The sequence below is a fragment of the Pseudomonas sp. TH15 genome, from assembly GCF_016651105.1.
Classification (GTDB): domain Bacteria; phylum Pseudomonadota; class Gammaproteobacteria; order Pseudomonadales; family Pseudomonadaceae; genus Aquipseudomonas.
Map to the genome: position 1 here is coordinate 4,188,987 of NZ_JAEKEL010000001.1, position 12,384 is coordinate 4,201,370.

A 12,384-nucleotide genomic window follows, 5' to 3' on the forward strand; every position below is an offset into this window, starting at 1 on the left:
AGATTATCTCGCATTTCCGTTCACGTAAACTGCGCAGCCTTGATAGGTGGTCCTTACATGGCAGGCCTATACATCAACTAGCTATGTTCAATGTTGTCTGGAAAAAGTTTATGAACAGTGTTTTGAAAGTGTTTGCTATTGCGTCTTTGATCGTGGTCCCTGTCGCGAGTTTTGCTGCTGATGGTGCGGAGGCGCTTCAACGGCATCATGAGCGTAACAAACAACGGTTTAATGAGATTGAAATGCGGGTACAGAGTAAAAAAGCTATTGAAACAGATAAACCTGTTGTTTCTCAGGAGGAGAATAAATCTTCAGGCGAGGTGGAAGAAGCTAATGCACGCGCGGCTAAAGAGGCAGGCTGATATCGGCTTGGTTAGTCGGCAACTTCTGGCGAAATTACCAATATTGAATTGAATGTATTAGTACATAGGACACTTATGAGTAATCAGGTTCGAAAAGCACTTATCGTTGTCACTCACCCCGTTCCAGGTTCCCTCAGTCATGTTATTGCCGATCGTATCAGCGAAGACCTTGTCGGGCGGGACATCGAAGTAGAGATCGCGGACCTTCATGCGGAAGGCTTTTCGCCGGCAATGACTGCAGGGGATGTAATGCTCTACCGCGGGGTCGGTGAAGTTGCCTCTGAGATCGCACGTGAACAGGCGAGGGTAGATCAGGCTGACATGCTCGTGTTCGTTTTTCCTGTTTATTGGTGGTCTGTCCCCTCGATGCTCAAGGGATGGTTCGAGCGCGTATTTAACGGAGGATGGGCTTATAGCGTCGATGAGAAGGGGCGGGTTGTTGGCACCATGCGCGACATTCCCGTGCTGCTTGTCGCAACGGCAGCCGGCAATGAAAGTGGCTATGAACGCCATGGCTATGCACAGGCGATTCAGAATCAGATCGTGGACGGTATCTTCGGATATGTCGGCATGAAAAATACGCAGGTCGCCTATTTCTATGACGCGGACAACGCCACGAACGAGCGGATTGAACAGTTCGTTGAAGCCGCAACCCCGCAGTTGGAAAAAGCGCAGCTTCTGTCCACGGTGTGACGGTCAAAACCGTCACAAGGCATCGGCTCATCGTAAAGGAGATAGCATGGAAAAAGTATTGATCCTGGGCGCGACCGGCAATATCGGCGCCCTTGCAGCAGACCGGCTCGTTCGTGAAAACGTAAGTCTGCGCCTCGTGTCCAGCCGCGAAAGCGGCGTCAAGTCGCTCCGTGAACGTTTTCCCAGTGCTGAGGTTCTGCAGGCGGATTGGTATGACCCCGCGAGCCTGAAAGCGGCGATGCGAGGCGTGGATCGGCTGTTCATCGTCACGCCAGACTTCGTGACGGACGAAACGGTGGTGACACCTAACATCATTGATGCTGTCCGGGAGGCGGGCAGCGTTTCGCAGATCGTGCGCCTGACCGCGATACCACCCGGTTTGAAGGCGACGGATATTTCCAGGGAAGTGCTGGCAACCCGCTGCGGTGCAGCCCAGCATATGGTTGCCAAGCCGCTCCTGGACGCAAGCGGATTGCCGATCACCTATCTTAATGTCGCTTGCTGGATCATGTTCAACTTGTCCTGGTACCTGGCGGAACCGGTCAAGACCCAACAGCAGCTTCTTATGCCGGCTGTGACCGACGCACGCCGCCGTTGGGTGTCCGAGGAAGATATCGCTGATGTTATCGCCAGAATACTCACGGACACACCGGAGGACCATATTGGGCAAGACTACCTGATGACCGGTGCGGAGCAATTCGATTACAAGGATGTTGCGCAACTACTCAGCGATGTGACCGGCAAGACAATCACTTATGTCGACGATGATTCAATGTTAAAGACTTCGATGGGTGACTATTTCGACGCATTGATGACTTACTACACCCACGAGTCGCGTGATTATCTGTCGGTACCGGCCAGCGATGCGAAGTTGAAGATTTTGGGAGTACGTCAGACGACGCTGGCGGAATACCTGGCTCAGAATATTGCTATGTTTATCTGAAGTGTCTGCGGACGTATTTGATTGAAGCGGCATAACTTGATTCTGTATTAGTAGCTTTTGGCCGTAAATGGTCCCGAGGTGAATGTCAGCTAATGGCCGATAGCCGCCAGTCAACTATCCCACGACATCGGCTTGTCGCCCCCAGGAGGCAAGCCAAACACCCTCCGTATCCCATTAAGAGACGCCCGATAAGGTCACCCCAAAAACAACATCATCAAAGCCGCGCTCAGCGTGCCACGCACCAGCCCGATTCCGACGCACCGCTGAAGGCAATGATCGCTGCATAGATCGGCACCTGGAAACTGACGACCTGTCATGAGCGTGCAGAAACGTGGTTGTCCCGTGCTGACCTATTGATTCAACATACCCGTCGGTTGCAGCGCTGAACAAATGGCGGCGAATGTCGTTCATGTTTTATCGGAAACAACGCAATAGCGCGGATGACTTCAGGAGCGAACCATCAAGACCTTATCGATTGTGCGGCCCAGTGGAGGGCGAATCGCTTCGGGGGAGAAGACCCTCGAAATTCGCCGTTGGCATCCTGACCTGGATCCTGGCGAAGACCTTTTGATCGTTGAAAACGGGCGCTTTCTGCACACTGAGGGTGACGAAGACGCCGACGGCGTGGCTGTCGCCATCGTGCGGGTAAACGCTGTTCGCCCGTTTGTCCTCGCTGACATGCAAGCGGCCTGTGCGAATTACTTTGAAGAGGGTTGGCTCGCTTGGGAGTTGAGTCACGTCAGGCCGATCATTCACCCTGTGAACGTCCGCGCCGCACGCGGTATTTATGAGGTCGACTTCGTGCCTGCCGATAAAGCGTGATCATCAAACGCGACGAGTGGGGCTATCGGCCGATAGCCGCCCGGATAAAAACACACTTTTTCACAAAGCCCTCCCAGCCACCATTCAATGGCAGAATCCCCGCAACTTGAAAGTTTTGGAGATCACCATGCTTCGTGCGTTCGAACGAAGACTCGACCCTTTTCCCCCTGACGAGGTACCGCCACCGCCCAATGGTCTGGCGCGTTTTCTTTGGGCCTGTACGCGGGGCGCTCGCGGTTACATCCTCGTGCTTGCGCTGTTGAGTGCCGCTGTGTCGATCTATGAGGCCTGGCTGTTTTCCTTCCTCGGGCAGGTCGTGGATCTGCTCTCGACCTGGCAGGCCGGCGGTGAAGCCTCGGCGCAGGAGAGCCGGGTGTTGTGGGGCATGGGCATTGTCATGGTGACCAGTGTCGGGCTGGTGGCGTTGCGCACGATGGTGCAGCACCAGATATTGGCGATCAATTTGCCGCTGCGTCTGCGTTGGGACTTCCACCGGCTGATGTTGCGGCAAAGCCTTTCGTTTTTTCCGATGAGTTTTCCGGTCGAGTCACGACCAAGGTGATGCAGACGGCGCTCGCGGTGCGCGACGTGCTCTTCACCCTTATCGAGATCCTCCCCGGGATTGGCGTGTATTTCATAGCGATCATCGCGTTGGCCGGCGGCTTCGCCTTGAAACTGATGCTGCCGTTCATTGGCTGGGCGGTGTTGTTTGCGCTGGCCATGTGGTACTTCGTGCCGCGTTTGGGCAAAGTCGGGCAGGAGCAGGCGAATGCGCGGTCGATGATGACCGGGCGTATCTCCGACGCTTACACCAACATTACGACGGTGAAGCTGTTCTCCCATTCCAACCGTGAGGCGCACTTCGCGCGTGCGGCGATGGAAGATTTCAAACTCACCGGTTTTCGCCAGATGCGTCTGGTCAGCCTGTTCGAAATCGTCAATCAGGCATTGGTGGTGGGCTTGATCATGTCGGCGGGTGGCTATGCCCTGTGGCTGTGGCATCAGGGCGACGTTGGCGCCGGTGCCGTGGCGGCGATCACTGCCATGGCGTTGCGCATCAATGGCATGTCGAACTGGATCATGTGGCAGATGACTTCGCTGTTCGAAAGCATCGGCACCGTGCAGGACGGCATGGCGACGCTGACTCAGGGCGCCAAGGTGCAAGACGCACCGGATGCCGGCGTGCTGGTGACTTCCGGCGGCGCGGTGACGTTCGACAAGGTGCGTTTCAACTACAACGGCGAGCGTCAGGTACTCGATGGCCTCAGCCTGAACATTCGCCCGGGCGAAAAAATCGGTCTGGTCGGCCGCTCTGGCGCCGGCAAATCCACGCTGATCAACTTGCTGCTGCGCTTCTATGACATCGACAGCGGGGAGATTTGCATTGACGGCCAGAATATCGCGCACGTGACGCAAGACAGTCTGCGCAGTGCTATCGGCATGGTCACGCAGGACACTTCTCTGTTGCACCGTTCCATTCGCGACAACATCGCCTACGGCCGTCCCGACGCGACCGATGCACAGATCCGCAGCGCGGCGGCCAGTGCCCAGGCCGATGAGTTCATCAGCCAACTCAGCGACCGCCAAGGCCATAGCGGCTATGACACGCTAGTGGGCGAGCGCGGCATCAAACTGTCGGGCGGCCAGCGTCAACGCGTCGCGATCGCCCGGGTGATGCTCAAGAACGCGCCGATCCTGCTGCTTGACGAAGCCACCAGCGCGCTCGACTCGGAAGTCGAAGTGGCGATTCAGGAAAGCCTCGACGAAATGATGCAGGGCAAGACCGTGATCGCGATCGCCCATCGGTTGTCGACCATTGCGGCCATGGATCGGCTGATTGTCATGGACGACGGACGCATCGTCGAGCAGGGCACTCACACCGAATTGCTGGAGAAAAACGGCATCTATGCGCGGCTTTGGCAGCATCAGAGCGGTGGGTTTCTGGGTGAGGACAAGGGCGTGGTCGAGGCGATGGATCAGGTGTAAACGGACAGTTGCCATTCGTCCATTGGCAGGCACTTACGGTGACGGATCGTCCTCTCACGATGAAGCGCGGAATTTCCGTGCTTCAGCAGGAGAGCCAGCATGCAAATTGATGAAAAAGCGCCAGGCAACATCTCTCAGCAGGAAGTCACTCGCACAACGGACAATGAAACCGGTCACGACCCACGCCGCGACGAGCCTGAAGGCACACTGCCGGTGGATGACGAAGCGTCAGTTGAAGAAGACATGAGCGATGTCGATGCCAACAACTCGGTATCAAGCGAGCATCCGTAGTCGAGAAAATCGCGTGATTGAAAACCAGGCCTGGCGCTTATCCAGGATGACTCTGTCACTGTGGCGAGGGAGCGCGCTCGCTCGCCACAAATGACTTTTGGTTTTCACTGTTCCTGGCTCAACGGCCCAAGATCAGAGTGCCGCTTTCACCTGCAAACCAAACACCAGCGCATTGTCGATGTCTTGCCCGGAGAACGCGCCCGGCTCGATGATGTATTGCACATTCGGGCGCAACGTCAGCCAAGGCGTGGCTTGATAACCGTAGCCCAGTTCAATCAATTGCTCAGCGCTGTCCAGGTTCGGGAACGCGGCGTCATTGGCCATGGCGGCGTCCTGCTGAACATCGCGACTGCGCGGGTTCGGTACTGCACGACCGTAGCCCAACGCAACGGTGTCACGCGGGCGTCCTTCGAACGGTTTGTACAGAACCACGCCAGTGCCATACCACTTGCTGAACGGCGAGGCCGCTTCGCTGGCCGCCGAGTATTGGCCGAAGGCGTGCAGACTGCGGCCCTCGGAAGTAGGCGAACTCCACACAGCCTGATCAATCAACAGGTAATGACCGCCGCGACCGGACACTTGCTTATCGCTGCCGATGCGTTTCACGTCGGAGCTGTCGTAGTAGTAGCCGACCTTGTATTCGCCAGGCAGGTCACCCGCGTGCTTGTACACCAGCTCGATCGGCACCACGGTGCCTGTCGTGTGTTTCGGCCCCAGGTGCCAGGCGCGGCTGGAGTTGCCGTTGCTTTCCGGGTCGACGTTGAACGCCGCCACGCGCAGTTGCCAGGACGGCGACAGGTCGTATTTCACCCGCACGCCCAAATGAGCGTTGGGGTAGTTGGTCCAGCCGCTGCCACCGGACATGTTCAGCGGGTGGCCGCAGAAACCGGCGTTCATGAAGTTGCAGAGGATGCCGCTGTCGAGGCCGCCGAGGTCGTTGCCCATGGCCATGTAACCGAGCTTTACATTCAGCGACGGGGTAAACAGGCTGCGCTCGTAACTCAGTTCGGTCAGGCGCGTGTACAGCCCGCCGTAGTTTTCCTGGATCGGCAGACGGTTGCCGACGAGGTCTTCCGAGGCACTGTTGCCGCGTCGGTCATTGATAGTCAACTGGACCTTGCCGGCATTGTCGAAGCCGTACAATTTGCTCAGATCGAACTGCACCCCGAGCTTGATGTTCTGCGAATAACGCGCCGAGCGATGCAGGCCACCGTCAGCGTTGTAGGCGGTTTCGCCGCTGTAGTCGCCAGTGAACTTGACGCCTTCTTCGTCCATCTGGTGACGCAAGCCACCCCAGTCACCGGTGAGGGTGCTGCGGGTCAACAGATCAGTATCGTTGTCGGCCAGCGCGGGGAGGGTGGTGGTGCAAGCGAAGCCCATCAACAGGCCTTTGAACAGGTCAGAACGCGAAAAACGAACAGCCGATAGCATGTAAATCTTCCTGCAGAAAACTTGAGCAATAGGGGAAAAGCAGCGCGGCACCCGAAGGTGCCGCGCTCAAAGCAAGCGTCCGCGCTTAACGTGGACGCAGTGGCTTACGGCAGGGCATACGCCATCACGTAATCGCCGCGATCCGTCGACTGGCGAGCGCCGCCGGCGGTGATGACGATGTACTGTTTGCCGGTCTTCGGCGAAACGTAGGTCATCGGGCCGCCCTGGCTGCCGACTGGCAGACGCGCCTTCCAGATTTCTTCACCGTTGCCGCTGTTGAACGCGCGCAGGTAGAAGTCCTGGGTGCCAGCGATGAAGATCAAGCCGCCCTGGGTCGACAGGGTGCCGCCGAGGGTTGGCAGGCCGATTTTGATCGGCAAGTGCATACGAATGCCCAGCGGGCCGGTGTCCTCAACAGTCCCCACCGGAACCTGCCAAGCGACTTTCTGAGTCTTCATGTCGATGGCGGTCAGCGTGCCGAACGGTGGTGCCTGGCAAGGAATGCCGGCAACCGACAGGAAGCGGTTTTTGTTGACCGCATAAGGCGTGCCTTTGAGCGGTACAGCGCCCATGCCGGTATTCAGCGCTTCGCCACCAGAAGAGGCTTGAGCTTTGTTCTGCGACGGGATCATCTGAATCCACAGACCCAGGCGCATGTCGTTGACGAAGATGAAACCGTGCACCGGATCAGTCGAGATACTGCCCCAGTTCATGCCACCCAACGAACCCGGGAAACTCAGGGATTTGTCGGTGCCCGGCGCGGTGTACAAGCCGTCGTAGCGCATGCCCTTGAAGTCGATGCGGCAGAGCAATTGATCGTAAGGGGTTGCGCCCCACATGTCGGATTCGGTCAGGTGCTGAGCACCGATTTCGGGCATGCCCACCGATTTCGGCTGAGTAGGGGAGTACGGTTCGTTCGGGATGTTCGCCGCTTTGACCGGGACTTCTTTAACGTCGGTCAGCGGTTTGCCGGTGGCCCGGTCAAGCACGTAGATCTGCCCGGCCTTGGTGCCGATGACCAGCGCAGGGATGCTTTTGCCGTCCTTGGTGAAGTCGATCAGGCTCGGCTGCATCGGCAGGTCGAAGTCCCAGAGGTCGTTGTGCACGGTCTGGAACACCCAGCGCTCTTCACCGCTGGTAGCGTCGAGCGCGAGGATCGAGGCGCCGTAGGTGTGATCGAGCTTGCTGCGTTCGACACCATAGATGTCGGTGGACGAACTGCCCATCGGCAGGAAGACCGTGTTGGTCGCCGGGTCATAAGACATCGGTGCCCAGCTGTTCGGCGTGCTGCGCACATAGGTACTGCCGTCGGCCGGTGCCTTTTATCCTGCGGATTGCCCGGGTCGAACGCCCAGCGCATGGCGCCAGTCATCACGTCGAAACCACGGATCACACCACCTGGCATGTCGGTCTGCACGTTGTCGGCCACGCGACCGCCAACCACCACGGTGGTGCCGGCCATCAGCGGCGCGGAAGACAATTGATAGTAGCTGTCCGGGACATCACCCAGACCGGCCTTCAGATCAACCTGGCCGTTGTTGCCGAAACCCTGGCAGAACTCGCCGGTATCGGCATCGACCGCGATCAGGCGAGCGTCGATGGTGTTGGTCAGCAAACGACGCTGGCAATTGGCGGCCGGCGCTGGTTTGGCTTCGATGATGGTCGAGTTGGACGGCTGAGCGATCTCTTTCGTGGCGTCGAAATAGGCCATGCCACGGCAACGCTGCCAGACTTTCGACTGCGCGTTGATCGGGTTCTTCCACAGCTCTTTACCGCTGTCGGCATCGAGGGCGATCAGGTTGTTGTGCGGGGTGCAGATGAACACTTTGTTGCCGACCTGCAGCGGGGTGAGCTGGTCTTCGGCGCCGTTGCCATCGCTTTCTGCGACGTCACCGGTGTGATATGTCCACGCGACTTTCAGCTTGTCGACGTTGCTGCGATTGATCTGGTCCAGCGCGGCGAAGCGGCTGCCACCTTCGGTATTACCGTAGTGTGCCCAGTCTTTTTGCGCCGTAGCCGGCTCAACCGGGGTCAAGCCCGGGCCTGTGCCGGTCGCCGCCACGGTAGGGTGGGCGACGAACATATTGCCCGCCGCCACAACCACGCCGACCGCCAGCACCGCAGCCACGGCGTAGGCGCCGCGACCGGCAACGCTACCGTTGGCACGCTTGAGCAGCGGATAGACCAGCGCCACGACCAGGCCAATGACACTGAACATGAACAGACGCGAGAACACCGGCCAGAACACCAGCCCGGCATCGCTCACCGCCCAGATCGCCGTGCCTACCAGGAAAGCCGCGAACAACCAGGCACCGGCCAGTTTGAAGCGCGCGATCAGCAGACCGGAAGCGGCCATCACCAGACCACCGACCAGGAAGTACCAGGAACCTCCCAGGCTGACCAATTTCACGCCGCCAGCGGCCAGCGCAAGGCCGAGCAGGGCGATGACGACGCCCAGCCCGACCAGAATGAATTTTGATATGCCCGAGAGGCGTTGACTCTGCTTCACGTTGAGTGTCCCGTTGAAATGAGGCGCGCATTATATAGTTAGGTAACTACCTAGTTAAATCACAAATTTCAACGTGAAGCGTAGTTCGCGCTTTTGACTCGTGCCTGAGAGGGCTCAGATGGTGAAAAGTCTGTCGAAATGGGTTCAAAAATGGCTGTTCTGTAGGATTTATTATGATTTTTGACAGATTTAGGATGCCGCGCTCTCAGGCGTAAATCATTTGCGCCAGGTTGTAAATGCGACGAATAACCGCCCGGCATGCCGATCCAGAGCGGTCAGCGGACGCATCGAGCTATATGGATATGCTTATTTAATCTTTGAATTCGCCTTGGTTTACCGCTCAACTGGCGCTTTTTTGATAGGTGGCTATTCATGTCCGAGCGATACGAAGTGGTGGTTCTGGGCTTGGGCGCGATGGGCGCTGCCACGGTTTATCAGTTGGCGAAAGCAGGTGTGAAGGTTGTCGGTATTGATCGGCATCACCCGCCGCATAACCTTGGCTCAAGCCACGGCGACACGCGCATCACTCGGCTTTCAGTCGGCGAGGGCGCGCAATATGTGCCCATCGTGCGCAATTCTCATCGCATCTGGCGTGAACTTGAGGCGTTGAGTGGAGAATCGCTGTTCGAGCAGTCGGGGCTGCTGGTGCTGACATCGAGCGCCGATTTCGATCCTCAAGACCAGACCGACTTCACCTTGCGCACCATCAATCTGGCGCAGACCTACGGCATCGAGCACGAAATCTTGTCCGCCGAACAGATTCGCCAACGCTTCCCGCAATTTGCCAACGTGCACGACAGCGCAATCGGTTACTTCGAGCCCGGCGGAGGCTTTGTACGTCCCGAACGCTGCATCGACGTGCAACTCAAACTGGCCGAGCAACACGGCGCGACGCTTTATAAAGGCGAGACCGTCACCGCGATCACCTCGAGCGAGGAGGGTGTCACGGTCACCACCGACCGCCGCACGCTGTTTGCCAACAAACTGGTGATCAGCGCGGGCAACTGGAGTGGTGAATTGCTCGGTGAGCCCTATGAAAATCTGCTCAGTGTCTACCGGCAGAAGCTATTCTGGTTCGAACTGGAGGAGGGTGCCGGGCTGGTCGGCCACTCCCCGACATTCATCCTCACCCATGGCCGGGGCGACGATAAAGTCAATTACGGCTTTCCCGCGTTACCCGGCGAAGGCAGCCTGAAAATTGCCACCGCGCAGTACCACACCTCATCGTCGCCGCAAACAATCGAGCGAACGGTTTCGGCCGCCGAAGCGCAGGACATGTATGAACATCAGGTGCGCGGCAAGATTGCCGGCGTGACCTCGCGCGTAGCCACGTCTTCGGTATGCACCTACACCGTCACGCCGGACGGCGACTTCATCATCGACGAGCATCCACATCTGAAAAACACGCTGGTGGTGTCCGCTTGTTCCGGTCATGGCTTCAAGCATTCAGCCGCGTTGGGCGAAGCGCTGGCGCAATGGTGCACGCGCGGCTCGACCGACCTGGATCTCTCGTCTTTCTCCCTGAAACGCTTTGAAGGAAAACTATCGTGAAACGCGTTGCGCTCTCCGTAGCACTGCTGGTGGCCGCCATGGGTAATGCCTCTGCCGAAACCCTGAAAATCGCCGTGGTGCCGGTGCCCCACGCCGAGATCCTCGAATTCTTGAAACCCGAGCTGGCCAAGGAAGGAGTGACGCTGGATGTCAAAGTCTTCTCTGACTACATACAGCCGGACCGACAGACCGATGAAGGCTTGCTCGACGCCAACTATTTCCAGAGCAAACCCTACTACGAGGCCTACAAAAAGGATCGCCCAAGCAGCGATCAAGTGCCGATTGTTGCCGTGCACATCGAACCTTTCGGTGCCTATTCGAAGAAAATCAAATCGATCAGCGAACTGAAGGACGGCGCCACCATCGCCATTCCCAACGACCAGACCAACTCCGGTCGTGCGCTGTTGTTGATCGCCAGGCAAGGTCTGATCACCCTCAAGGATCCCGACAACATCATGGCCACGCGCCTCGACATCGTCAGCAACCCCAAGCATCTGAAGTTTCAGGAACTTGAAGCGGCCATGCTGCCGCGTGTGTTGAATCAGGTCGACATGGCGTTGATCAACGCCAACTACGCGCTGGAAGCGAAGCTTGAACCGCACAAGGATGCTCTGTTCATCGAAAGCTCCGAGTCGCCTTACGCCAATTACCTCTACGTGCGCCGCGACAAAGCCAACGCGCCGGCGGTGCAGAAACTTGGCGCATTGCTTAACTCACCACAAGTGAAGCAGTTCATTCTTGAGCGTTATCACGGTGATGTGGTGCCCGCGTTCTGATGCACTCGGGAGCCGGCAGAAACCCTGACGGCTGCTTAGGCAATATCTTCAATCCTGCGCACGTCCCCCAATGAATCACGCTGCATCGACTGCAGGTTTTTCTCGATGGTTTCGCAGAGGGTTTCCATCTGGATCTGGTGTTCGCTGTCGCGGAACGGGCTTTGCAGATCGGTGCCGATGCGTTCGATGGCCAGCAGCATGAAACCGACCACGGTCGAGGCCAGCGGGGTAAACCAGCCCAGCGACTCGACTAGCCCCACCGGCACAATCAGGCAGAACAGCGAAATAAACAGCCGTGGAAAATAGACGTAAGGGTAGGGCAGCGGCGTATTGGCAATCCGCTCCATTCCGCCCTGGCTGTTGGACAGATCAACCAGGGTCGACTCCAGCCGTGCCAGGCGAATACTATCCAGGCGCCCGGCCTTGTATTCCTGGGCCAGCAGCGCCGCGGAACCGTTGAGGATATCGTTGGCAAAGTTATTGGTGGTGCCGCTGCGGGCGAACTCCTCGGCGGGAATAAACGCACGTATCTCGTCCGGACAAGGCTGCCCCCGCAGGTGCGCGGCCACGCAGTTCACATATGCCACGTGGCGGCGCAGCAGGGTTGATTTCATCGGGTTGACTTCATTGTCCGGGTCATCCAGCAACGTCAGGACCTGCCGCGCAAAGCTACGGGAGTTATTGACCATCGCCCCCCACAACGTGCGCGCTTCCCACCAGCGATTGTAGGCACTGCTGTTGCGAAAACTGATCAGCACCACCAACGCCGAGCCCAGCAACGTCAAAGGCATCAGCGGCAGGTTGATTTTGCTGTTGAGAAACAGCATGAAGTCCACGGTGACGGCTATATCCCAGAGCAGCAACCAGAACAGGGCCCAGCCCACATAGCCCATGGTCTTGATGACCAGACGGTATTTTTTGATGATGGCGGCTTTCAAGCGCGGACCTCGCGGCGAGCGGTGGGCATTAATGCACTAACTCGGACGGTGGTTGCCGGGTAAAGGTTCGCTGAACGCTTTA

General features: G+C 57.8%; 9 protein-coding genes and 2 pseudogenes. 8 read left to right on the forward strand and 3 right to left on the reverse strand.

The features are described from left to right. Positions 1-110 precede the first annotated feature (110 nt). From JFT87_RS18695 to JFT87_RS18720, 6 genes and pseudogenes are all read left to right on the forward strand, one after another. Positions 111-362: a hypothetical protein gene (locus tag JFT87_RS18695; RefSeq protein WP_201203608.1), complete on the forward strand. Its 252-nt coding sequence runs from the start codon at positions 111-113 to the stop codon at positions 360-362. A gap of 75 nt (positions 363-437) precedes the next feature. Continuing rightward, positions 438-1,055 (forward strand): NAD(P)H-dependent oxidoreductase, encoded by a 618-nt coding sequence (locus tag JFT87_RS18700; RefSeq protein WP_201203610.1) that lies wholly within the window; start codon positions 438-440, stop codon positions 1,053-1,055. Between the two features lie 46 nt (positions 1,056-1,101). Beyond that, positions 1,102-1,998 carry an NmrA family NAD(P)-binding protein gene (locus tag JFT87_RS18705; protein WP_201203613.1) on the forward strand — a complete coding sequence of 299 codons (897 nt, stop codon included), beginning with the start codon at positions 1,102-1,104 and terminating at the stop codon, positions 1,996-1,998. 477 nt (positions 1,999-2,475) lie between these two features. Continuing rightward, positions 2,476-2,820, forward strand: a complete 345-nt coding sequence (locus JFT87_RS18710; protein WP_342367180.1) for an ASCH domain-containing protein — start codon at positions 2,476-2,478, stop codon at positions 2,818-2,820. A gap of 127 nt (positions 2,821-2,947) precedes the next feature. Further along, positions 2,948-4,806 (forward strand): annotated as a pseudogene (locus JFT87_RS18715) (ABC transporter ATP-binding protein). Positions 4,807-4,905: 99 nt separating this feature from the next. Then, complete coding sequence (locus JFT87_RS18720; RefSeq protein ID WP_201203621.1) at positions 4,906-5,097, forward strand: hypothetical protein; 192 nt, start codon at positions 4,906-4,908, stop codon at positions 5,095-5,097. 132 nt (positions 5,098-5,229) lie between these two features. Here JFT87_RS18720 and JFT87_RS18725 read toward each other — a convergent pair whose 3' ends face one another. Beyond that, positions 5,230-6,528 carry a carbohydrate porin gene (locus JFT87_RS18725; RefSeq protein ID WP_201203623.1) on the reverse strand — a complete coding sequence of 433 codons (1,299 nt, stop codon included), beginning with the start codon at positions 6,526-6,528 and terminating at the stop codon, positions 5,230-5,232. Positions 6,529-6,632: 104 nt separating this feature from the next. Next, positions 6,633-9,037: pseudogene (locus tag JFT87_RS18730) on the reverse strand (glucose/quinate/shikimate family membrane-bound PQQ-dependent dehydrogenase). Positions 9,038-9,409: 372 nt separating this feature from the next. Between JFT87_RS18730 and solA the strand changes: the two are divergent. Both solA and JFT87_RS18740 read left to right on the forward strand, forming a co-directional pair. Continuing rightward, on the forward strand, positions 9,410-10,588 hold the full coding sequence (gene solA, locus JFT87_RS18735; RefSeq protein ID WP_201203625.1) for an N-methyl-L-tryptophan oxidase: 1,179 nt from the start codon (positions 9,410-9,412) through the stop codon (positions 10,586-10,588). After that, positions 10,585-11,364, forward strand: coding sequence for a MetQ/NlpA family ABC transporter substrate-binding protein (locus JFT87_RS18740; protein ID WP_201203627.1), 780 nt, complete (start codon positions 10,585-10,587; stop codon positions 11,362-11,364). Before solA ends, JFT87_RS18740 begins: the two co-directional genes overlap by 4 nt. A gap of 35 nt (positions 11,365-11,399) precedes the next feature. Here JFT87_RS18740 and JFT87_RS18745 read toward each other — a convergent pair whose 3' ends face one another. After that, on the reverse strand, positions 11,400-12,302 hold the full coding sequence (locus tag JFT87_RS18745; protein WP_201203628.1) for a bestrophin family protein: 903 nt from the start codon (positions 12,300-12,302) through the stop codon (positions 11,400-11,402). Positions 12,303-12,384: the final 82 nt, after the last annotated feature.